Genomic DNA, 21464 nt, shown 5'->3' with positions numbered 1-21464 from the left:
GGTCATGTCCCTGTACCTGACGAGGCTGTTCCTGACGTTGCTGCTGAAGCCACGTCCGGCGCGGACCGAGCGCGGCGACGTACCCGGCTGGGTGCTGATCACCGTGATGACGGCCGGCCTGGTCGTCGCGATCTGGAAACTGGCCGGCAAGCAACTCGCCGAGATGCTGCAGAGCGCCTTGGACTCCGTGTCCAACAAGTGATGCGTGCGCGCGGCGAGCGGGGATCGGCGGTCGTCGACTTCGTGCTGGTCTCGACGATCCTGGTGCCGTTGTTCCTCGGCATCCTCCAGGTCGGCCTGTTCCTGTACGTGCGCAACACGGTGACCGCCGCGGCCTCCGAAGGTGCGCACTACGCGGCCGTGCTCAACCGGGCGCCGGCCGACGGTGCGGCACGCACCCGGGAGTTGGTCAGCGGCGTGGTGACGGACGGGCTGATCGACTCGGTGTCCGCGGAGGAGACCGACATCGACGGGCAGCCCGGCGTCGAGGTGTCCGTACACGCGCACATGCCGCCGCTCGGGCTGTGGGGACCGGGCCTCTCGTTCACCGTCGAGGGACATGCCGTGAAGGAGACGGGCGAGTGAGGCGCCGCCGGGACGAACGCGGGAGCGCCGTCGTGGAGTTCTCCTGGCTGGCGATCCTGCTGATGGTTCCGCTGGTGTACATGATGCTCGGCGTGTTCGACGTACAGCGAGCGTCGTACGGCGCGACCGCGGCGACCCGGGCGGCCGGACGGGCGTTCGTGATCGTGCCGGACGGGGTGTCCGAGGACGAGGCGCGGGCGCGGGCGTTCGACGCCGCGGAGTTGGCGATGAAGGACCAGGGGATGGAGCTCAGCTCGGACGAGCTCACGATCAGTTGTAGTCCGGCCTGCCTGCAGCCGGGCTCGACCGTCACGGTCACCCTGGAGACGAAGGTCCGGCTGCCGCTGATCCCGGATGCGCTCGGCGGGGAGCCGCCCGCGATCCGGATCAGCTCCTCGCACACCGAAGCGTTCGGAGACTACCGCCAGGCCAAGGGCACCCGATGACGCGGGGCAGGCAGGGTGAAGAGGGGCAGATGACCGTGCTGATCGTCGGGTTCACCGTGGTGATCCTGTTGATGGTTGTCGTGGTCACCGATATCTCGAAGGCGTTCCTGGTCCGCCGTGACCTCGATGCCACTGCGGACGGCGCCGTCCTCGCGGCCGCGAACGGCCTCGCCGCCGTCTACGCCCAGCCCGGTGCGGGCGGCAACGCGGCGATCGACCCCGACCAGGCGCGCCGTTTGACCGCGGACTACCTCGACGACGTTGCCGCAGGCAACAGGTTCGACAACCTCGACTGGTCCGTGGACGTCGAGGGTACGACGGTGACGGTGCGGCTCACCTCCACCGCCGACCTCCCGTTCCAGCCGCCCGGCTTCCCAGGCACGGCCGACGTCGCCTCCGAGGCCGCCGCCATCGTCCCGATCCGCTGACTGGAAGTTTCCGTACGTCAGTGGAGGTTTCTGGCGCCCCGCCGCCTCGCTGGTGAGCTATCGCCGGCGGCAGACGACTGGTTGGCCCTTCGCGTGGGGGGTTCTCTACTGATAGGCGAGGGGAGAACCCTGTACGCGAGGGGAGAACCCCAATGCCGTTCAGTTAGTGGCGTGGGCCGGCCGTCAACCTCGGTGATGGGAAAGAAATCGTCGGCATGTGCACATTTGTTTCCCAACAGGCCGGGTTGCCCCTTGAAGTGGTGGGATGCCCCCTCGGATTTTCGACAGGCAACCCTGCAGTTGAGGGGGCAACCTCGGGTGTGAGGCCTGGTTGGGGTGGGCGCGGGGGTCGAGAGGTCGCCGGATCAGCCCAACCCGCCTACACCTGCATCACAACAACCGGAAAACCCTCCTGCCAAGGTCAGGTGAAGAGGCCGGGGTTGTCGGTGAGCCAGGTGGTGAAGGTTCGGCCGGTGTGGCCGGTGAGGAGTTCGACGCCGGGCTCGATGGTGGCCGGCGTCCCGACGCGGGACGCCCAGTAGGCGAGCAGGGTTTCGCGCTGGCCTTCGTCGCGCATCCCCATCTCGGCGCGAGCCTCGTCGGGGGTGAGGTCGACGGCCTCGATCGGTACGCCGGTGACCTCGGTGACGAGCCCGATCTGGTGCCGGCGCGTCATCGACTCCGGCCCGGTCATCGGGTACCCGCGACCGTCGTGCCCGTTGCCCGGCCCGTCGAGCAGGACCCGCACCGCTGCGTCGGCGATGTCCTGCTCGTGGATCGGCGCTTCCTCGGCCTCCAGGTAGGGCAGCCGGATCTGACCGGTCGCCCGGACCTGGTGAGCCCAGTACCTCGCGTTGCTCATGAACGCGCCGGGCTGCAGCCGGGTGGTCGCGTACGACGCGTCGGCGATCACGTGCTCGGTCTTCGCGTGGGGATCCTCGGGACCGCCCAGCGACGACAACGACGAGAGCAGGACGACCTGCTTCACGCCGGCTGCTTCGGCCGCGGCAACGAAAGCGGGCGCTGTCGACGGGGAGGAGTACAGGAAGACCTGGCTGATGTCGCGGAGCGCGGAGGACGGGTCGGCCGGGTCGTAGGCGACGGCCGACGGGAGGGCGGAGGGTTCGCGGCTGGCGACGCGGACGTCCTGTCCGGCCGCGATCAGGCCGGCGGTGACGGCGCGGGCGATCGCGCCGCGACCTCCGGTGACGAGAACAGTCATTGGTGGTGCTCCAAAATTAGAGTGACTACAACAATGGAATCAGTAAAGCAGATCCGCTAGGGTCGGTGCAATGGAGCTCGGGCGGCGGGAACGCAAGAAGCAGCAGACGCGGCAGGCCATCTCGGATGTGGCCACCACGCTGTTCCTCGAGCGCGGCTTCGACGCGGTCACCGTCGCCGAGGTGGCGCGGGCCGCGGATGTCGCCGTACAGACGGTGTTCAACCACTTCCCGGCCAAGGAGGATCTGTTCTTCGACGAGCCGGGGTGGTGGACGGGGCCTGCGCGGGCCGTCCGTGAGGCGCCGCCGGAGGCGGATCCGGTGGACGTGCTGGAGGCGCAGTACCTGGCGGGGACGCGTGATCGGCTCGAGGTCGGTCATCTGGCCACCTGGAAGCAGTTCGTCCGCACGATCGAGGGCAGCCCCGCGCTGCTCGCCCGCCGCCGGCTGGCCGCCGACGAGCTGGAGACATCGCTCACGCAGGCCCTCGACGAGCGGTCGCCGGACCACCTGCGCAACCGGCTGATCGCGGCCCTGTACGCCGCCGCACAGAAGGTCCTCGAGGAACAGTTGATGCGCACGCTGCCCGACGATCCGTCACCCGACGAGCTCGAGAAGGCACAGGCGGCGCTGGAGAACGCGATCGCCCAGGTCTTCGCCGTTCTTCGTCGTGGGCTCGCCTGAGCTAAGCTGCTTAGTTGTGGCTGGACTGGATTTTGACGCGGAGCTGAAGCAGCTCGACGCGACGATGACCTCGATCGAGAAAGTGCTCGACCTTCCTGCGTTGCGCAAGGAGATCGACGAGCTCGGCGAGCAGGTCGCTGCGCCCGATCTCTGGGACGACCAGGCGAACGCGCAGAAGGTGACATCGCGGCTGTCCAGCCTGCAGTCCGACGTCGAGCGGGTGACCAACCTGCGCGGCCGGCTCGACGATATCGGCGCGCTGGTCGAGCTGGGCCGCGAGGAGAACGACGCGGACAGCCTGGTCGAGGCCGAGAAGGAGATGGGCTCGGTCGCCAAGGCGATCCAGTCCCTCGAGGTCCGCACGCTGCTGTCCGGTGAGTACGACGAGCGCGAGGCGCTGGTGACGATCCGCTCCGGCGCGGGCGGTGTGGACGCCGCGGACTTCGCCGAGATGCTGCAGCGGATGTACCTGCGCTGGGCCGAGCGGCACGGCTATCCGACCGAGGTCTACGACACGTCCTACGCCGAAGAGGCCGGGCTCAAGTCGACCACGTTCGGGGTCAAGGCGCCGTACGCCTATGGCACGTTGAGTGTGGAGTCGGGCACGCACCGGCTGGTGCGGATCTCGCCGTTCGACAACCAGGGCCGCCGGCAGACCTCGTTCGCCGCGGTCGAGGTGGTCCCGGTGCTCGAGCAGACCGACGAGATCGACGTACCGGAAGAAGAGCTGCGGATCGACGTGTACCGGTCGTCCGGTCCGGGTGGTCAGAGCGTCAACACCACCGACTCCGCGGTCCGGATCACGCACCTCCCGACCGGCACCGTGGTCTCCTGCCAGAACGAGAAGTCGCAGCTGCAGAACAAGGCCAGCGCGATGGTCATCTTGAAGGCCAAGCTGCTCGCGCTGAAGAAGGCCGAGGAGCGGGCCCAGATCGACGCGCTGCGCGGGGACGTGCAGGGCTCGTGGGGCGACCAGATGCGGTCCTACGTGCTGCACCCGTACCAGATGGTGAAGGACCTGCGGACGCAGTACGAGTCGGGCAACACCTCCGGCGTCTTCGACGGTGAGATCGACGACTTCATCGAGGCCGGCATCCGCTGGCGCCGCACCGGCCACACGGTTGCCGAACAGAACTGATCTGCGGGCTGACTGCAGTAATTGCGTCGGCCTCTGCTGCGTCGCGCTGACCTTTACCAAGTCGGCGGACTTCGCTCTGGACAAGCCGGCGGGTGAGCCGTGCCCGAATCTCCGCGACGACTTCCGTTGCTCCATCCACAAAGACCTGCGCACCAAGGGTTTCCAGGGGTGCACGGTGTACGACTGCTTCGGTGCCGGGCAGGAGATCACCGGACGAGGGCAGTCGGCCGCTGAGATGTTCGCGGCGCTGCCGATCCTCCGCCAGTTGCACGAGCTGCTCTGGTATCTCACCGAGGTCCTCGAGTACGACGAGGCGGCGCGGGCGGCGATCGCCCGCATCGAAGACGTGAGTCGTACGCCGGATCTCACCACCGTCGACGTGAACGCCGAGCGCGCAGCGGTCAACGAACTGCTTCTCAAGACCAGCCAACGCCTACGCGGCAAGCAGAGCAAGAAGAAGGAGCGTCGTGGCGCGGACCTCATCGGGGCCCGCCTCCGCGGCGCCGACCTCGCGAAAGCCAACCTCCGCGGCGCCTACCTGATCGGAGCCGACCTGCGCGGCGCCGACCTCCGCCAAGCAGACCTGATCGGCGCCGACCTCCGCGACGCTGACCTGAGCGGCGCTGACCTGACCGGTGCCCTGTTCCTCACCCAGTCCCAGATCAACGCCGCCCGAGGCGACCAGACCACCCGGGTCCCGTCCGCACTTACCCCACCTCCGCATTGGTCCTGATGTAGGCAACGTCGAAGTCTGTCTTCCAGACCTCTCCGTCAGCGGAGTCGAGCCATCGTCCGTTGATCCGGCCGCCGGCGCTGTCGACGGTGGCTTCGAAGCGCTGGTGGAATCCAGGCCCGGCTTGCCCCTGCATCTCCCATCGCCCGGCCTCGAAGGTCATCCGATAGATCCGGCAGACGCCCCGCGCATCTGGTGTACAGCATCGCGAAGCCCGCGCTGTGGTCGTCGAGGCCGATCGCGGCGGAGATGGGAAGCGGCGAATTCTGCTGCCATTCGGGGGCGATCTCGGCGGGTGGGTCGACCTGCATCAGCAGAAAGCCGCGACTGTCGTGCCAGCTGAAGGTCGCGGTCGATCGACCCATCGACCGGCCGTCGATCGAGGCCTCCATGTCCCACTCGCCAACGAGTGTGTCCAAGTCCTGCAGGCGATCGTTGAGCTTCATCAGTACCTCGCTGATCCTCGGCGACAGTGTCTGCCGACGACGTTAGGTGCGAGCTGGTCCGCCGGTAAGGTCCAATTCTGGAACCGTCGAGCGGACCAGTCGCTTACTGCTTCCCCGACCGCAGCTGGTGGGTCACCGGGGTCATGAGTAGCGAGATTGCAACCCGTGCGACGAGCAGTACGCCGATGGTCGGGGCGATGGCGCAGATGAGCGACATGACGGTGAAGCCGATCAGGCCGATCAGGAAGAGTCGTTTGCGGCCGAACGTGTCACCGAGGCGACCGCCAACCACCAGCAGGGTCGCCACGGCGATCCCGTAGCTGCCGACGACGAGCTGGAGCTCGCCGGAAGTCGCGCGCAGGTCGGAGCCGATCGCGGGCAGGGCGACGTTGATGACGAAGAAGGAGAGCATCGGCAGGAACGCGCCGAAGATGAGAGTCGTGAGCGCCACCGGCTTCAGCGGCACCGCAGCGGCCTGCGGCCGGGAGGTGACCGGAGTGGTGGCAGCCTGGAGCTGGTCTGTCATGGCTCCAGCCTGCGCGCGCTCAGAGCCTGGTGGTGAGAGCCTGGTTATCCTATTACTCACAGCACCTGGCACCCGGTTGCGCCTGTGTCCATGATGGAACCATGACCACTGTCCCGGCAGCCACCGACAGAACCGCCACGGCGCAGCGGCGGGAGCTCGGGGTGTTCCTGCGCAGCCGGCGGGAGCGCATCCGGCCCGACGAGGTCGGGTTCGCCCCGGGCGGCCGCCGCCGTACGCCGGGACTGCGGCGCGAGGAGGTCGCGCTGCTGGCGGGAGTCGGCGTCACCTGGTACACGTGGCTCGAGCAAGGCCGCGACATCAACGTGTCCGCCCAGGTCCTGGACGCGATCGCGACGGCGCTGCGGTTCGACCGGCAGGAGCGCAACCACCTGTACCGGCTGGCCGGGCTCCGGCTCGGCCCGTCGCCGGGCGTGTGCACGGCGCTGCCCTCGTCGGTCCAGAAGACGCTCGACGCGGTCTCGCCGTACCCGGCGCTGGTGCTGAACACGCGGTACGACATCCTCGCGTTCAACGACGCGTACTGCAAAGTGGTCCTCGACCTCGACGAAGTGCCGGTCGAGGAGCGGAACCTGCTCTGGCTGAATTTCGTCTCCGACGACTGGATGTGCAGCTTCGTCGATGCGGAGATGACCAAGCACCACATGGTCGCGGCGTTCCGCGCAGCGTCCGCGGAGCACGTCGGCGAAGCGCTCTGGCAGGACCTGATCCAAGGTCTGCTCAACAGCTCGCCGTACTTCGCGGAGCTCTGGGAGCGGTACGACGTGGCGGCGCCGAGCACGCGGACGAAGATGCTGGAGATCGACGGGTACGGCATCCTCCGGATCGAGCCGGTCAACCTGTGGCTGTCGCAACTCGGGCCGACCCGGGCGACCGTGTACACCGCGCTCGACGACGAGACCGAGGGCAAACTCCGCCAGATCGTCGCCGCCCCGGCCAAGCACCCCGCCGGCCGGCCCCGCTGAAGCGCTGGCCAGGCGGCGTACCTGTCGGCCCGGCTGACGGGGCGGGCCAGCCGGACCTGGCCCCGGCCGCCCGGGCAGGGACGGCCGGGGAGCTCGTCAGGTGACCGGGATCCCTGGGTTGGTCAGTGCCTTCCCGCCGGTCATCGTGTTGCTGCGGTCGATGGTGACCTTGCAGCTGGAGGCGCTGTAGTTGGTGATGTTGAACGCGTACCGTCCGCTCCCGGTCGCGCCGGTCAGGTCGGACGTGTTCCCGCGGAAAACGGTCCCGCACCCCCAGCCGGACTGCTGGGTGTGCGTCTCGTACCCGTTGTTCGTGGTGTTCTTGCCGGTGTTGTTCTCGATCACATAGTTGTTGCCCTTGACATCGATCCAGCTGTCGTCGTAGTTCGCGCCGGTGAGGCCGCGGCCGTCGAAGCTGTTGCCGGAGACGAGTCCGCCGGTCGTGCCCTCCTTGAGGTCGACCGCCTCGCCGCCGACGTCCGGGCCGATCGTGTTGCCGAGGATCTGCACGTGGTCGGACTTGTCCGAGGTGCCGCCCGCGCTGCCGACGTACACGCCCTCACCCATCCCGCGGCCGTCGTCGCCGGTGTCGTAGATGCGCGAGTTCTTGATCACGCCGTACGTGCTGCTGTTGCGGAAGTGCACGCCTTCCATGTCCAGCCCGTGCACGGTCACGCCGTCGATCGTGACGTGGGTGGCGCCGTCGATCATGATGCCCTTCTGGCCGCCGGTCACCGTGATGCCCTTGACGTTCCAGTACGACGCGCCGTCGAGATGCAGGCCGTAACCGCCGCCGGCCTGCAGTACGGCGTTCGGCGAGCCGGTCAGCGTGATCGGCGCCGACGACGTGCCGTCGATCGTGGTCTTGAAGTTGCCGGTGTAGGTGCCGTCGGCAAGCTTGATCGTGTCACCGGGCTTGGCGGCGGTCAGCGCTGCCTTGAGCTCGGCGGACGTGCTGACATCAGTGGTGACCGTGGAGGCGGTGCGGTTGCGGATGTGATCGCGGATCCACACACCGGCCGGTTTGAGCATCGTCGTACCGGTGAAGTCTTCGCCGCTGCAGGTGCCCTCCTTGAAGACCGCGCCGGAGCGGAAGTCGTCGGAGAAGTTCCAGTTCGTCCAGCCGATCTGCTTGCTCTCCAGGAAGTCCAGGTACTTCTGCGACCAGGTGAAGTCGTTGCCGCCGTCACCGGTGTACGTCTGGGTGCCGAACTCGGTGACGAACAACGGGATCCGGTCCGCGGCGCGGGACAGGGCGTCGAAGTACTCCTGCTGGTGCGACGCGGCGTAGAAGTGGAACGTGTACATCAGGTTCGTCGCGTTCACCGGGTCGTCGATGACGTCGGCCTCGCTGCCGCCGTCGGAGACGCCGAGCGACGCCCAGCCGTGGGTGCCGACGAAGATCACGCCGTCGGGGTCCTTGGCCCGGATCACCGGCACCATCTGCTCGGCGTACGACTTGATGCCGGCCCAACTGACACCGTTCGGCTCGTTGGCGATGTCGTAGATGATGTTCTTCTTGTCCTTGTGCCGTTCGGCGATCTCGGTGAAGAAGGTTTTCGCCAGGCCGAGGTTCTCGTTCGGGTCGCCCGGGTCGAGTTGGTGCCAGTCGACCAGCGCGTACAGGCCGCGCTTGGTCGCCTCCTCGATGTAGGTGTTCACCAGGTTGGTGAACTTCTCCGGGTCGGTCTCGTAACCGTCCTCCTGCACGTACATGGAGATGCGCAGGATGTCGGCTTTCCAGTCGTTCGCCAGGGCGTCCAGCGAGGCGGTCTTGACGCAGTTGGCGTACCACTGCAGGCCGTGGGTGCTCATGCCGCGCAGCTGGACGGGCTCGTTGCGCTCGTTGCAGAGCTTGGTGCCGCAGACGTGCAGTTGGCCGTTGCGGCCGACCGGAGTGTCGTCGGCAACGGCCTGGGTCTGCGCTGGTGTCGGCACCAGGGTCGATACGGCCAGCAGGGCGCCGGCCACGAGAGAGTGGATCATGAACTTCCTCCGAGGGGGCGTCGGGGAGGATGATTAGGAAGGTTTCCTAATAGTTCAGGTGAACGTAGCGGCAAGCGCGGAACGCTGTCAATCGGTCGCGCAAGGTGATCAATAGTGATCAGGCCGTGTCGCGATCCGGCCAGGCTGCTTTGAGGGTCGCGAGCGTGACGGTGATCGCCGGGCGGCGGGACGTGGTCGTGCGCCAAACGGCGTACAGGCGGCGGCTCGGTGCGGGTTGCAGCGGTACGACGACCACGCCGTCGGGGAGCGGGCCGCGGCCGAGCCGGGGGAGCAGGCCGATGCCGAGGCCGCGGGCGAGCATCGCCAGCTGGGTCTGGTACTCCGCGACGGAGTACGCGACCTCCGGCTCGACGCCCGCGCGGCGCATCGTGCGGATCAGCCACTCGTGGCAGATCGACCCGACCGGCTGGCAGATCCACCGCTCGCCGACGAGGTCCTCCGCGCGGACGAACTCCTTGCCCGCCAGGCGATGCGTCGCCGGCACCAGTACGTCGGCGGGATCAGAGCCGAGCTTCACCCGCGACAAGCCCTCGGGCAGACCGAGTGGGGTGTTGTGCCAGTCGTGGACGATGGCGATGTCGATCTCGCCGCGGTTGACGGCGGCCACTGCCTCGAACGGGTCGGTCTCGAGCACCCGGACATCCAGTTGCTGGTGCTCGTCGACCAATCGGGCGAGAGCGGGCGGCAACAGTCCGCGCGCCGCGGTCGGGAACGCAGCGATGCTCAGCGTCCCAATGGCCTGACCGCGTTGCTCTTCCAGCGTGAGCTCGGCGTCCTCGACCAGCTCGAGAATCCGCGCCGCCGTCGACGCCAGTTGCTGGGCCGCGTCGGTCAACACGATCCCGCGCCCCTGCCGCTCGATCAGCGTTGTCCTGGTCTCCCGTTCCAGCTTCGCCAGCTGCTGCGACACCGCGGACGGCGTGTAGCCGAGCACCTCGGCCGCCCGATTGACCGATCCGTACTGCGCCACCGCGTGCAGTGCCTTGAGCCGCCCGAGATCGATCATGTAGCGCTCCTACATCGTTAGCGGTAGCAATCAGTGCTGGTCCTTAAGTGTACTCCGGCCGACACTGGACCGTATGAAGCCTCGTGACCTGCTCCTCGCCCTCGCCGTCGTCGTTGTCTGGGGCATCAACTTCGTCGTGATCGAGGTCGGTCTCGAAGGCATGCCGCCGCTCCTGCTGTCCGCGCTCCGGTTCTTCTTCGCGGCCGTCCCCGCGATCTTCCTGCTCGGTAAACCACGCGTCGCCTGGCGGTACGTCGTGGGCGTCGGCCTCGCTCTCGGCGTCGCGAAGTTCGGGTTGCTGTTCATCGCGATGGACCACGGCGTACCGGCCGGCCTGTCGTCGCTCGTGCTGCAGAGTCAGGTGATCTTCACGGTCCTGTTCGCGATCGCCGTACTGCGGGAGCGGCCGCGGCCCGCGCAGCTCCTCGGCATCGTCATCGCCTGTGTCGGGATCCTGCTGATCGTCCTCGACCGCAAGCTGTCGGCGCCGCTGGCAGCGCTGGTACTGGTGATCGTCGCGGCCGGGTTCTGGGGTGTGGCCAACACGATCACCCGGTACGCGAAGCCGCCGGACACCTTGCGCTTCATGGTGTGGGTCAGCGCCGTCGCCGTCGTACCGTTGCTGGTCCTGTCCCTTCTCACCGAGGGCCCGAAGACCGATGTCGATGCGATTCGCGCGATCGACCTGAGCGGTATCGGCGCGATCGCGTACCTCGCCTTCGGGGCGACCCTGTTCGGGTTCGGCGTCTGGGGCTACCTTCTCCGGCAGTACGACGCCAGCACCGTCGCACCGTTCTCGCTGCTGGTGCCGGTCGTCGGCATGTCCGCCGCGTGGGTGCTGCGCGGTGAGGCGGTCGGCCTGCAGCAGGCGATCGCCGCCGCACTGGTGATCGGCGGCATGGCCTGCACGATCATCAGGCGGCGTTCGACTCCGCTGACTACGGAGTCCCTGGTCCTGGCGAAGTCAGGCTGACCATCGGGGGCATCTGCCACCCGCGCGCGAGTGATGAGGGGTACGCCGGAGCGCCGCCCGCGAAGTACTCGGTGAACTTCATGATCAGCGGATCCCACCGCAGCGGATCGATGTAGCGGTCGTTGCTCATCAGCAGGTCCTCGCGAACCCGGACCCGCTCGACCTTCATCTCCAGCGCGCACAGGTGCGAATCCGGTCCGCCGATCTCGTTGATCGCCTCGATCCGGCCCTCGAGGTTGATCGGGCTCTCCTGGACGGAATCCAGGCCGGACAGCTCACTCGGCTCGCGGGTCAGGCCGCCGGCGGCGAACTTGTCCGGCACGTACCGGTACCCGCGTGCCCGCTTCGACTCGGACATCTCCTCCGACCCGGTCAGCAGCGCGATCCGGTCGAGCGCGGCGACCATGTCCGGATCGACCAGGTTCAGCACGATCTCCGGCCGCTCGACGAGATTCTTCACAGTTTGGGCGCTCGTCCCCATGCCGAGCATCGCGGTGTATCCGAGCCACCAGGCGGACGACATCGGGGCGAGGTTCGTGGTGCCGTCGGGGTTGCAGGAGCTGATCAGGACTACCGGCGTACCGAAGTACAGGACCTTGGGCTCGACTGTGCGTTTCATGCGAATGAAACGGCGATAGGCCAGGATGTGTGAGTGGACGCATCTCAAGTCGGTCGCCTGACCGCTCGATGGATCGCCGAACTGCCCGGCGAGGACAGCACCGTGATCTCCGGTCTCGGCGTCCAGCCGTTGCTCGCGATGCTGGCCGAGGTCGCGGACGAGCCTGCTCACACCGAGCTGGCCGAGGCCGCGGGCGGACGGTACGGCGGTCTGCTGCAGGCTCCCGAGCTTCGGATGGCGTTGGGGCTGTGGACGCGACCGGAGGTCGAGCTGCAGCCCGGCGTGGACCGGTTCCTGCCGCCGGAGGTGCGCGGGACGCTGACCGATCGCGCCGCACTCGACGCGTGGGTGGTCGAGCAGACGGACGGGCTGCTCCAGCGGATGCCGGTCCAGCTCACGCCTGAGGTGTTGCTGGTGCTCGCGTCGGCGTTGGTGCTGAAGACGGAGTGGGCGTTGCCGTTCGACGAGTACCCGCGAAACGATCGGCGGTGGTTGAGCCGGGCGGATACGGACCTCGACAGCTTGCGGGTGCACGACAGCGCGGCGGGTCCGTTGACCGTGGTGACAGTGCGCGGCACCGGCGAGTTCGACGTACGGCTCGTGGTCGGTGATGGTGGGCGTGCGTCTGTTCTGTCCGCTGCGTTGGAGCTCGACGGGGAAGGGGTGAGCGGCTCCGAGGTGCTCGCCGCGGAGCGGTCGGCGCCCGGTGTTGAGGTCATCGAGTCCATGCAGCCGACCGTCGTACTGTCGATGCCGTACTTCGAGATCGAGGCGGAGCATGATCTGCTGCAGCATCCCGAGGTGTTCGGGCTGGCGTCGGCGTCGGACGCGAGCAGCGGGCACTTCCCGGGGCTGAGCCCGCAGCCGTTGGCGATCGGCCAGGCGCGGCAGGCCGTGATGGCGCGCTTCTCGGCGACCGGATTCGAGGCGGCCGCGGTCACCGCGATGGCCATGGCCGCGGGCGCGGCGTTGGGCGCCAAGGCGCTGTACGTGAATCTCGAGCGGCCGTTCGGCTTCATCGCCGTACATCGACCGACCGGTGTGCCCGTCGTTGCGGGTTGGGTGAACTATTCGTAAGGATTGACGGGCGCGGCGACCGGCTTGACCGTCTCGACCGTGAGCGCGGCGACGTCACCGTCGACGCGTTTGGTCGGCTCGGCCCACTTGCCGGTTACCGTGATCCATTGGTTCTTCGGCGGCGCGGCGTGACCGCGGGCCTCGACCATGAACGCCGTACCGTCCGCGACGCAGCAGGTCAGGCCGATGCGGGTCACGTACCAGACGCCGTTCTTCGCCGGCGTGACGAAACCGGTCAGCTGGAACGACCGGCCCTGCATCGTCTCCTTCTCCCACACCGCCCAGACCGAGTAGTCGCGGACCGCGATGGGCTTGGGGCCGTGCGACTCGTCACCCCAGTACGCGTTGCCCTGTGGCTCGGCCGGTTTGGCCGGTTTCGCGGCGACCGGTGACTGCCGTTGTGCGGCATCCGCACCGAGCGCGGGCGGATCCACGACGAGCAGCGCGAAGACCGGGACGAGGAGCAGCCAGGCGGCGCGGGGCAGACCGTGGTCATGGGTCTGGCGGGACCGCACGACCACATCGGTCACCGCGAGCGCGATCAGCACGACACCGGCCGCGAGCAGCATCCACCGCATCCCGGGCTTCACGTACCGCAAGTACGTCCCGGACGTCGCGAGCTGCACCATCGCAGCCCCGACGAACACAATCACCAACCCGGCAACGTTGCGCTTCATTTGTCCTGCCGCGTGCAACTCTGTCCTTCGGGTGGTCGTTGATCCACGCGACTGCCTCCCTCCAGAAATCGAAAATGTCGGTCTTGACTGCTTGAGTGGACGGCATGTCCCGGTTCCGGATGTACCCGACTCGCGCGCAGCAGACGGCGTTGCTGGAACACTGCAGGCATGCCCGGTACGTGTGGAACGTCGCGCTCGAGCAATGGTTGATGTGGACTCGCGACAAAGGCCCGACGCCGGGGTTTGCGGAGCAATGCCGACAGTTGACTGACGCCCGAACCGAGTTCGGGTGGCTGCGGGCCGGGTCGCAGACGGTGCAGCAGCAGGCGCTGCGGGATTTCAACCAGGCCGTCAACAACATGTGCGCAGGTACCCACCGCCGCCCGACCTGGCGCAAAGCCGGGTTGCACGAAGGCTTCCGAATTGTAGGTTCCCAGGCATCCCGGATCGTGAAGCTGAACCGGAAGTGGGCGCAGGCTCTGGTGCCGAAGGTCGGCTGGGTCCGTTTCCGGCTGTCCCGCGCCGTACCCGCTGCGAAGTCGTACCGCATCACCTGTGATCGGTCGGGTCGCTGGCATATCGGCTTCGCTGTGATCCCTGCGCCGACCTCCGCCCCCGGAACGGGAGAGGTCGTTGGCGTGGACCGCGGCATACGGTCTCGGCGGCATTGAGTACCGGTGAGCTTCTGACGTGTCCCGGTATGTCGGATCGCGAGCGAGAACGGCTCAAGCGCTGGCAGCGCCGACTCGCGCTCTGCAAGCGCGGCTCTGCGCGGCATCAGCGGGCCAAAGCCGCGATCGCCAAGCTGCACGCCCGCGCCGCCGATCGCCGCCAGGACTGGGTGGAGAAGACCAGCACCGACCTCGCGCGCAGGTTCGACATTATTCGGGTCGAAGATCTGCATATCATTGCGATGGTCAAGCGCCCCAAGCCCAAACCTGACCCCGGACAGAGTGGGCGACTCTTGCCGAACCGGCGGCGCACCAAAGCCGGCCTCAATCGCGGCATCCTGACGAATGGCTGGGGCGAGTTGGTACGTCGTCTGGAACACAAGGCACCGGGGCGGGTCGAGAAGATCAACCCCGCGTACACGTCGCAGACCTGTAGCGTCTGTGGGCATTGCGCGCCGGCGAACCGCGAGAGCCAAGCGGTGTTTCGGTGTGTGGCCTGCGGACACCGGGCGAACGCTGACCTGAACGCGGCTATCAACATCGCGGCCGGACGGGTCGTTAGCGCAGGCCGAGAGATGCCAGTGCGGATCTCGCCGAAGCGTGAACCTCAACTCACTACCTCCGTGTAGTGGGTGAAATCCCTTACCCGCACGGGGCGGGAGGGCGTCAAAACAACCACCATCCGACGAGGAGACTGGCCAGGATCGCGACCACGAAGGTGGCCGGTGCGAAACGTACGGCGAACTTCGGGCCGAACGTTCCGGTCTGCAAGGCGATCAGCTTCACGTCGACGATCGGGCCGACCACCATGAACGCGAGCCGCGCGGTGAGGGAAAACTGCGTCAGGCTCGCCGCCACGAACGCGTCCGCCTCGGAACAGATCGCCAGCAGTACGGCGAGCAGCCCGAGGATCACCACCGACAGCAGGAGATTCCCGGCGACGTGATCGAGCCAGGCCCGCGGGACGACGACGTTCAACGTGGCCGCGGCCGCCGCGCCGACCACCAGGAACCCGCCGGCGTGCAGGAAGTCGTGGAGCATCGCGGACCGGAACACGTCGAACTTGGGATCGTCGTGCGCGTGCCGGTTCTTCGGCATCTTCAGCCACGACCCGCCCTTGCCGGTCAGCAGCCACAGCCAGCCGAGGATCATCGATACCGCGAGCGAGGTCACCGCGCGGGCGACCACCACCTTCGGCTGACCCGGGAACGCCACCGCGGTCGACGCCAGTACGACCGGGTTGATCGCCGGCGCGGACAGCAGGAACGCGATCGCCGCGGCCGGGGTGACGCCGCGGTTCATCAACGCCGCGGACACCGGGACCGAGGCGCACTCGCAGCCCGGGAGCACGACCCCGGACGCGCTGGCCACCGGTACGGCGAGGGCGGGATGCTTCGGGAGGGCTTTCGCGAAGAACGACGCCGGGACGAACGCGGTGAGGGCGGCCGAGAGCAGTACGCCGAGCACCAGGAACGGCAGCGCCTGCACGGTCACGCCGACGAACATCGTCGCCCAGGTCCGGATCCCGTCGTCGGTGAACCAGCCGGCGAAGACCCGCCGCCCGAACAACGCCGCACCGACCAGCAGCACCAGCGTCGCCGTGAACGCGATCGACGAGCCAGGCGACTCAGACGACTCAGGCGACTCCGCGGTGTGCTGCTCGGCCGTTGTCATGGGCGGAATGCTGGCAGAAATCGCCTGGAAATGAAAATCACAGTCATGTCGCGTGTCGGGTCCGGACGCCCAGGCCATCACAATCCGCGGCTCGCCGTCGGATGCACGCTCAGCGGGCAGTGTCGGGGGCGATTGTGATGGCCTGGGCGTCCGTGCGTGGCAGGCTGGGGACATGGATGCCGACGTGGTGCGCGCTGTCAATGACCTCACCACCCGCTGGGCCCGGACGCTGCCGGCGGAGAACACCGTCGTGGCCGGCCTCGGCCTCTGGCCGCTGCTGGCGATCCTCGCGAGCGGCGCCGACGAGCCCGGCCGCGCCGAACTCGCCGCAGCCGCCGGCGTGGACCCCTCGACCGGGGCCACCGACGCGATCCGCCTGATCGAGACGATCGAAGCCTCCGCCGACCTGAACGCCGCACTCGGCGTGTGGGTCAGCGAGCAGCTCAAGCTCGCCGAATCGTTCGACAGCGTGATGCCCGCGCCGCTCGTCGGCCTGCTGACCGGCAACCCGGCCGTCGACAAGGCGAAACTCGACGCCTGGGCCGCCGAACACACCGACGACCTGATCCGCGAACTGCCGGTGGACCTCGACGGCGACATGATGCTCGTCCTCGCTTCGGCGCTGCTGCTCCGCACCACCTGGGTCCGCCCGTTCACCGAACAGATCCGTCGGGTCGCCGCCGGTCCGTGGGCCGGTTCGTGGCACTGGCTCGAGCGCACGGATTCCGACCTGGATTCGGTACGGCGGTACGACGACCTGACCGTGGTCACGGTGCGCGGCGACGAGGATGTCGACGTACTGCTGGGGATCGGCGACGGTGACGACGTACTCCCGCGGCTGCTGGACGCTGCGTCTCGGCCCACGCACGGCGTACCTGGAAGTCAGCTCATTGCCGAGGACGATCCCGGGCCGGGGTTGCGGATCGGGCGGACCACTGCGTCGCGGCCGGAGGTGAAGGTGTCGCTGCCGTCGTTCAGCATCGAGGTCGAGCACGATCTGCTCGCGTCCCGTGAGCTGTTCGGGCTGACAGCGGTTACGTCGGACCCGGGGGCGCACGGGCATTTCAGCGCGCTCAGCCCGACGCCGCTCCAGGTCGGGCAGGCGAAGCAGAAGGTGCTCGCGCGGTTCTTCGCGACCGGGTTCGAGGCTGCCGCGGTGACCGCTGTCGCGATGACTCGGGCCGCGATGGTCACCCGGCAGGAGCGTCGCCTGGAGCTCACGTTGGACAGGCCGTTCGCGTTCATCGCCGTACTGCGGGACTCGCGGCTGCCGATCGTGGCGGGCCGGGTCGAGAGGCCTACTGAACCGGGAGCGTGAACAGCCGGTTGAGCAGCGCGGACGCCTCGTCGACGCCCGCGCGATCGCCGGTCAGCAAGAGATCGAAGAGCAGGCCGCGCGAGGCGGCCAGACCGAGCCGCGCGTACGCCGGGGCCTCGGCCGGCGGGAGGCCCGCACGTACGCAGAGCTCGATCAACGGCGGGAGCCAGACGTTGATCAGGTCGGCCTTGAGGGACTCGGTGTGCGGCAGGTCCTGCATCGCGTGCGCGCTGAGCTCGAAGAAGAGTGGACCGTAGACGAGCGCGGCCTCGGTGACGCGGCGCCAGAACTCCTCGGCCTGCTCCGCGATCGGTCGCTGCGACTCGCTCAGGTCGGCGAGGAGGTCGCGTTGCTGTTGCTCGACCGTGCGGACCACCTCGGCGAGCAGGCCCTCGCGGGAACCGAAGTGGTAGATCAGCATCCGGTGACTGGTGCCGATCGAGGTCGCGATACTGCGCAGGCTCGCGTCCCCGATCCCGTTCTTCGCGAAATGCTCAACCGCCTCAGCCAGCAGGCTTGCTCGACTCACTGACTTCCTTAAGCTTGGCGGTCTCCGTGGCGATGTAGTCCCGGGTGAGCTTCGCGTAGAGCCGGCCGAAGAGCCAGCCGAGCGGGCCCTCCTGGACGATGGTCGCGGTCGCGACGGTTCCTTCCGGCGTGCTGATGACGCGGTGGCCGCCGGTGGTCTTGATCCCGGGGGCCTTCGAGACCCATTCGAAGTACTCGCCCTCCTTGAGCTCGGTCACCTCCCAGACGGCGGCCGGGAGCTTGGGCTGGCGGATCCGGGTGCGGGCGCCGACGTGGATCCGGCCCGCGTCCAGCCGCTCGACGGAATCGACGGTCGGGGTCCAGTCGGGCCACCGCTCGACGTCGCTGAAAACCTCCCAGACCCGGTCGGCCGGTGCCTGGATCGTACTGGAGTGATCGAAGCGCATGTACCAAATGGTACATCAGGTCTGTGTGAGACTTCGGCGGGCGGTCTGCTGGGTGCGCAGCGGCGGCAGGTAGGGTCTTGGGCCATGGCTGACCAGAACGTCCCGCAGAACGTGGAGAACGAGCAGGACCCGGGCGCGAACACGCAGATGTTCCGCGCCTTCGTCAACGAGGGCCAGGCCGAGGCCACCAGCGAACCGAAGGTCAACGGCCGGGTCCTGGCGATCGTCGGCGGCGCGGTGCTGCTGATCGCGATCATCGCCGCGATCGCCGTTCTCTGACTTGACCGACCTGAGAGTCGAGGTCGTCAGGGTCTTCACCGACCCGGACGGCCGGTTCGGCAACCCACTGGGCATCGTCGACGGCCGCCTCGTCGGCGAGAGCGACCGGCAGCGCGTGGCCGCCGAACTCGGCTACAGCGAGACGGTGTACGTCGACGACGCCGCCACCGGTACGCTCCGTATCTATACCGCCACCCGCGAGATGGCCTTCGCCGGCCACCCCACCGTCGGCGCCGCCGCCTGGCTCCACGCCCACGGCCACCCGGTCGACACCCTGCACGTCCCCGCGGGCCCGATCCCCGTCACCCGCTCCGGCGACCTCTTCGCCGTCCGAGCCGATACGACCTGGGGCAGCCCCTGGGACTGGCGCCAACTCTCCTCACCCGAGGAGGTCCTGGCCGCCGACCCCACCACGTACACCGCCGGCCACACCTTCCTCTGGTCCTGGCAGGACGAACCCGCCGGCACCGTCCGAGCCCGAGCCTTCGCCCCCGCCATGAACGTAGCCGAAGACGAAGCCACCGGCTCAGCGGTCACCCAACTAACCGCCCAACTCGCCCGCAACCTCCACGTCATCCAAGGCGCCGGCTCCCACCTCTACACGACCTACGATCCCCCGACCCACGCCGCCGTAGGCGGCCACGTCCTCCCAGCCGAACCACGCACCTTCACGTTCTGACCGCGATCTCCGGTATCCGTTGACGGGTGGGCTGGGGCGGATGGAGCATGGGACCTCTACTTGGGGAGGTCTTGTGGCGGAGGTTGTCAGGGCTGCGCTTGTTCAGACGTCGTGGACGGGTGACAAGGAGTCCATGATCAAGGCGCACGAGGACTACGCGCGGCAGGCGGCCGCTGCGGGTGCGAAGGTGATCTGTTTCCAGGAGCTGTTCTACGGGCCGTACTTCTGCCAGAAACAGGACGCCGAGTACTACGAGTACGCCGAATCAGTGCCGGGTCCGACCACCGAGCGGTTCGCCGCGCTGGCGCAGGAGCTCGGGATGGTGATGGTGCTCCCGGTGTACGAGCAGGAGCAGCCGGGCGTGCTGTACAACACCGCCGCGGTCATCGATGCCGACGGCACCTATCTGGGCAAGTACCGGAAGAACCACATCCCGCAGGTGAAGGGCTTCTGGGAGAAGTTCTACTTCCGGCCGGGCAACCTCGGGTACCCGATCTTCGACACCGCGGTCGGCCGGATCGGCGTCTACATCTGCTACGACCGGCACTTCCCCGAGGGCTGGCGGGCACTCGGCCTGGCCGGCGCGAAGATCGTCTTCAACCCGTCGGCGACCAGCCGCGGACTGTCGGCGTACCTGTGGAAGCTCGAGCAGCCGGCCTCCGCGGTCGCGAACGAGTACTTCATCGGCGCGATCAACCGGGTCGGCATCGAGTCCGAGTTCGGCGACAACGACTTCTACGGTACGTCGTACTTCGTCGACCCGGAGGGGAAGTTCGTCGGCGACGTCGGGCACGACCACGATCCGGAGCTGATCGTCCGCGATCTGGACCTCGGCCTGCTGGACACCGTCCGGGACCGCTGGCAGTTCTACCGCGACCGCCGGCCCGACGCGTACGGAGACCTGACGAAACCGTAAATGCCGACCGCTCAAAGGGGAGTGGCGTAGATGTCTTTGCTCGTCAAGGGTGGAACCGTCGTCGGACCGACCGGGACCCGGGTCGCGGACGTGCTGATCGAGGGCGAGAAGATCGTCGCGGTTCTCGATCCGTCGTTCAGCCCGACGATCACGGTCGACGAGGTACTCGATGCCTCCGGCAAGTACGTGATTCCGGGCGGGATCGACGCGCACACGCACATGGAGCTGCCGTTCGGCGGCACCGCGGCCAGCGACACGTTCGACACCGGCACGCGGGCGGCGGCGTACGGCGGGACCACGACGATCATCGACTTCGCGGTCCAACGTACCGGCGAGGTCGTGCAGGACGGGCTCGCCGCGTGGCACGCGAAGGCCGAGGGCGAGTGTCACATCGACTACGCGTTCCACATGATCCTCGGCGGTGTCGACGCCGACGCGCTGAAGGCGATGGACCAGCTGGTCGCCGACGAGGGCATCACGAGTTTCAAGCTGTTCATGGCCTACCCGGGTGTCTTCTACTCCGACGACGGGCAGATCCTCCGCGCGATGCAGACCGCGCGCGAGAACGGCGCGATGATCATGATGCACGCCGAGAACGGCATCGCGATCGACGTCCTCGTGCAGCAGGCGATCGCCAAGGGCCAGACCGACCCGATCTACCACGGCATCACCCGCCCGGCCGCGCTCGAGGCGGAGGCGACGAACCGCGCGATCGCGCTCGCCGAGGTCGCGCAGGACTGCCCGCTGTACATCGTCCACCTGTCCGCGAGCCAGGCGCTCGAGAAGGTCGCCGAGGCGCGGCACGCGGGCCGCAACGTGTTCGCCGAGACCTGCCCGCAGTACCTGTACCTGACGCTCGAGGACCAGCTCGGGGCACCCGGGTTCGAGGGCGCGAAATGGGTCTGCTCGACCCCGCTGCGCAGCAAGCACGAGCCGCACCAGCGGGACCTGTGGAAGGGCCTGCGGAACAACGAGCTCGCGATCGTGTCGACCGACCACTGCCCGTTCTGCATGAAGGACCAGAAGGAACTCGGGCTCGGCGACTTCTCCAAGATCCCGAACGGGATCGGCGGCGTCGAGCACCGCGTCGACCTGGTGTTCCAGGGCGTGGTGGACGGGAAGCTGTCGCTGGAGCGCTGGGTGGAGACGATCGCGACCACGCCGGCCCGGATGTTCGGGCTGTATCCGCAGAAGGGGATCGTGCAGCCGGGATCGGACGCCGACCTGGTGATCTACGACCCGAGCGGTACGACGCGGATCGGCGTCGAGACGCACCACATGAACATGGACCACTCGGCGTACGAAGGGGTCGAGATCAAGGGCCGGGTGGGCACCGTCGTGTCCCGCGGCGAGGTGATCGTGGCTGACGGCAACTACCATGGCCGGAAAGGCCGGGGCAAGTTCCTGAAGCGCGGCCTGTCGTCTTATCTGATGTAGGGGGATG

The 21464-nt window shown here is 67.9% G+C and carries 27 protein-coding genes; 17 read left to right on the top strand and 10 right to left on the bottom strand.

From position 1 onward, the window contains the following. The first annotated feature begins 4 nt into the window (after positions 1 to 4). From EV647_RS10840 to EV647_RS10825, 4 genes are read left to right on the top strand one after another with little or no spacing between them, the layout of a single operon-like run. Positions 5 to 202, top strand: coding sequence for a hypothetical protein (locus EV647_RS10840; RefSeq protein ID WP_134001504.1), 198 nt, complete (start codon positions 5 to 7; stop codon positions 200 to 202). Beyond that, positions 202 to 585, top strand: coding sequence for a TadE/TadG family type IV pilus assembly protein (locus tag EV647_RS10835; protein WP_134001502.1), 384 nt, complete (start codon positions 202 to 204; stop codon positions 583 to 585). The genes EV647_RS10840 and EV647_RS10835 overlap by 1 nt, the downstream gene beginning before the upstream one ends. Beyond that, positions 582 to 1031 (top strand): TadE/TadG family type IV pilus assembly protein, encoded by a 450-nt coding sequence (locus tag EV647_RS10830; protein ID WP_134001501.1) that lies wholly within the window; start codon positions 582 to 584, stop codon positions 1029 to 1031. The genes EV647_RS10835 and EV647_RS10830 overlap by 4 nt, the downstream gene beginning before the upstream one ends. Positions 1032 to 1060: 29 nt before the next feature. Then, on the top strand, positions 1061 to 1459 hold the full coding sequence (locus tag EV647_RS10825; protein ID WP_130382204.1) for a pilus assembly protein TadG-related protein: 399 nt from the start codon (positions 1061 to 1063) through the stop codon (positions 1457 to 1459). Positions 1460 to 1880: 421 nt separating this feature from the next. Here the strand turns inward: EV647_RS10825 and EV647_RS10820 are convergent, their stop codons facing one another. Then, complete coding sequence (locus EV647_RS10820) at positions 1881 to 2681, bottom strand: NAD(P)H-binding protein (protein ID WP_134001499.1); 801 nt, start codon at positions 2679 to 2681, stop codon at positions 1881 to 1883. 70 nt (positions 2682 to 2751) lie between these two features. Here EV647_RS10820 and EV647_RS10815 point away from each other — a divergent pair, with 70 nt between their 5' ends. From EV647_RS10815 to EV647_RS10805, 3 genes are read left to right on the top strand one after another with little or no spacing between them, the layout of a single operon-like run. Continuing rightward, positions 2752 to 3363, top strand: coding sequence for a TetR/AcrR family transcriptional regulator (locus tag EV647_RS10815; RefSeq protein ID WP_134001497.1), 612 nt, complete (start codon positions 2752 to 2754; stop codon positions 3361 to 3363). A gap of 16 nt (positions 3364 to 3379) precedes the next feature. Then, positions 3380 to 4501 carry a peptide chain release factor 2 gene (prfB, locus tag EV647_RS10810; RefSeq protein ID WP_134001495.1) on the top strand — a complete coding sequence of 374 codons (1122 nt, stop codon included), beginning with the start codon at positions 3380 to 3382 and terminating at the stop codon, positions 4499 to 4501. After that, the gene (locus tag EV647_RS10805; protein ID WP_134001493.1) at positions 4485 to 5234 is read left to right on the top strand and encodes a pentapeptide repeat-containing protein; all 750 of its coding nucleotides are present in this window, start codon (positions 4485 to 4487) and stop codon (positions 5232 to 5234) included. The genes prfB and EV647_RS10805 overlap by 17 nt, the downstream gene beginning before the upstream one ends. 38 nt (positions 5235 to 5272) lie before the next feature. On the opposite strand, the gene EV647_RS10800 is transcribed toward EV647_RS10805, so the two are convergent. Both EV647_RS10800 and EV647_RS10795 read right to left on the bottom strand, forming a co-directional pair. Then, entirely contained in the window at positions 5273 to 5680 is a 408-nt protein-coding gene (locus tag EV647_RS10800) for a hypothetical protein (protein ID WP_134001491.1), read from the bottom strand. Positions 5681 to 5783: 103 nt separating this feature from the next. Continuing rightward, positions 5784 to 6206: an MFS transporter gene (locus EV647_RS10795; RefSeq protein WP_134001489.1), complete on the bottom strand. Its 423-nt coding sequence runs from the start codon at positions 6204 to 6206 to the stop codon at positions 5784 to 5786. Between the two features lie 101 nt (positions 6207 to 6307). Here EV647_RS10795 and EV647_RS10790 point away from each other — a divergent pair, with 101 nt between their 5' ends. Then, entirely contained in the window at positions 6308 to 7189 is an 882-nt protein-coding gene (locus tag EV647_RS10790; RefSeq protein WP_134001487.1) for a helix-turn-helix transcriptional regulator, read from the top strand. A gap of 96 nt (positions 7190 to 7285) precedes the next feature. Here the strand turns inward: EV647_RS10790 and EV647_RS10785 are convergent, their stop codons facing one another. Both EV647_RS10785 and EV647_RS10780 read right to left on the bottom strand, forming a co-directional pair. Next, positions 7286 to 9175 carry a cellulase family glycosylhydrolase gene (locus EV647_RS10785; RefSeq protein WP_134001485.1) on the bottom strand — a complete coding sequence of 630 codons (1890 nt, stop codon included), beginning with the start codon at positions 9173 to 9175 and terminating at the stop codon, positions 7286 to 7288. Between the two features lie 118 nt (positions 9176 to 9293). After that, entirely contained in the window at positions 9294 to 10202 is a 909-nt protein-coding gene (locus tag EV647_RS10780; protein WP_134001483.1) for a LysR family transcriptional regulator, read from the bottom strand. 73 nt (positions 10203 to 10275) lie between these two features. Between EV647_RS10780 and EV647_RS10775 the strand changes: the two genes are divergently transcribed. After that, a complete protein-coding gene (locus EV647_RS10775) occupies positions 10276 to 11175 on the top strand; it encodes an EamA family transporter (protein WP_134001481.1) in 900 nt (299 codons plus the stop codon). Here the strand turns inward: EV647_RS10775 and EV647_RS10770 are convergent. Continuing rightward, positions 11141 to 11794: a flavin reductase family protein gene (locus EV647_RS10770; RefSeq protein WP_134001479.1), complete on the bottom strand. Its 654-nt coding sequence runs from the start codon at positions 11792 to 11794 to the stop codon at positions 11141 to 11143. The two genes, EV647_RS10775 and EV647_RS10770, sit on opposite strands and share 35 nt — an antisense overlap. Before the next feature lie 33 nt (positions 11795 to 11827). Here EV647_RS10770 and EV647_RS10765 point away from each other — a divergent pair, with 33 nt between their 5' ends. Then, positions 11828 to 12871, top strand: a complete 1044-nt coding sequence (locus EV647_RS10765) for a serpin family protein (protein WP_238177141.1) — start codon at positions 11828 to 11830, stop codon at positions 12869 to 12871. On the opposite strand, the gene EV647_RS10760 is transcribed toward EV647_RS10765, so the two are convergent. Beyond that, positions 12862 to 13548, bottom strand: a complete 687-nt coding sequence (locus EV647_RS10760; RefSeq protein ID WP_134001477.1) for a TIGR03943 family protein — start codon at positions 13546 to 13548, stop codon at positions 12862 to 12864. The two genes, EV647_RS10765 and EV647_RS10760, sit on opposite strands and share 10 nt — an antisense overlap. A gap of 104 nt (positions 13549 to 13652) precedes the next feature. On the opposite strand from EV647_RS10760, the gene EV647_RS42925 reads away from it, so the two are divergent. Further along, complete coding sequence (locus tag EV647_RS42925) at positions 13653 to 14219, top strand: helix-turn-helix domain-containing protein (RefSeq protein ID WP_238177157.1); 567 nt, start codon at positions 13653 to 13655, stop codon at positions 14217 to 14219. A 29-nt stretch (positions 14220 to 14248) separates the two neighbouring features. Next, positions 14249 to 14848 (top strand): transposase, encoded by a 600-nt coding sequence (locus EV647_RS42920; protein WP_238177140.1) that lies wholly within the window; start codon positions 14249 to 14251, stop codon positions 14846 to 14848. A gap of 37 nt (positions 14849 to 14885) precedes the next feature. On the opposite strand, the gene EV647_RS10750 is transcribed toward EV647_RS42920, so the two are convergent. Continuing rightward, entirely contained in the window at positions 14886 to 15893 is a 1008-nt protein-coding gene (locus EV647_RS10750; RefSeq protein WP_134001475.1) for a permease, read from the bottom strand. A gap of 172 nt (positions 15894 to 16065) precedes the next feature. Between EV647_RS10750 and EV647_RS10745 the strand changes: the two genes are divergently transcribed. Further along, positions 16066 to 17211: a serpin family protein gene (locus EV647_RS10745; RefSeq protein WP_134001473.1), complete on the top strand. Its 1146-nt coding sequence runs from the start codon at positions 16066 to 16068 to the stop codon at positions 17209 to 17211. Here the strand turns inward: EV647_RS10745 and EV647_RS10740 are convergent. Together EV647_RS10740 and EV647_RS10735 are read right to left on the bottom strand one after the other, a co-directional pair. After that, the gene (locus EV647_RS10740; protein ID WP_134001471.1) at positions 17192 to 17740 is read right to left on the bottom strand and encodes a TetR/AcrR family transcriptional regulator; all 549 of its coding nucleotides are present in this window, start codon (positions 17738 to 17740) and stop codon (positions 17192 to 17194) included. The genes EV647_RS10745 and EV647_RS10740 overlap by 20 nt on opposite strands. Further along, positions 17715 to 18146: an SRPBCC family protein gene (locus EV647_RS10735; protein WP_134001469.1), complete on the bottom strand. Its 432-nt coding sequence runs from the start codon at positions 18144 to 18146 to the stop codon at positions 17715 to 17717. Before EV647_RS10735 ends, EV647_RS10740 begins: the two co-directional genes overlap by 26 nt. Positions 18147 to 18230: 84 nt before the next feature. Between EV647_RS10735 and EV647_RS10730 the strand changes: the two genes are divergently transcribed. The 4 genes from EV647_RS10730 to hydA all read left to right on the top strand — a co-directional run bounded on the left by EV647_RS10730 (position 18231) and on the right by hydA (position 21457). Further along, positions 18231 to 18425 carry a hypothetical protein gene (locus tag EV647_RS10730; RefSeq protein WP_134001467.1) on the top strand — a complete coding sequence of 65 codons (195 nt, stop codon included), beginning with the start codon at positions 18231 to 18233 and terminating at the stop codon, positions 18423 to 18425. Position 18426: 1 nt separating this feature from the next. Beyond that, a complete protein-coding gene (locus EV647_RS10725; protein ID WP_134001465.1) occupies positions 18427 to 19104 on the top strand; it encodes a PhzF family phenazine biosynthesis protein in 678 nt (225 codons plus the stop codon). Between the two features lie 73 nt (positions 19105 to 19177). Further along, positions 19178 to 20020: a nitrilase-related carbon-nitrogen hydrolase gene (locus EV647_RS10720; protein ID WP_202876092.1), complete on the top strand. Its 843-nt coding sequence runs from the start codon at positions 19178 to 19180 to the stop codon at positions 20018 to 20020. Between the two features lie 30 nt (positions 20021 to 20050). Further along, entirely contained in the window at positions 20051 to 21457 is a 1407-nt protein-coding gene (hydA, locus tag EV647_RS10715) for a dihydropyrimidinase (RefSeq protein WP_134001461.1), read from the top strand. The last annotated feature ends 7 nt before the right edge of the window (positions 21458 to 21464 follow it).

Source organism: Kribbella sp. VKM Ac-2566, assembly GCF_004366005.1.
In the GTDB taxonomy this organism is placed as follows: Bacteria; Actinomycetota; Actinomycetes; order Propionibacteriales; family Kribbellaceae; genus Kribbella; species Kribbella pratensis.
This window is presented reverse-complemented; position numbering and strand designations above follow the sequence as displayed.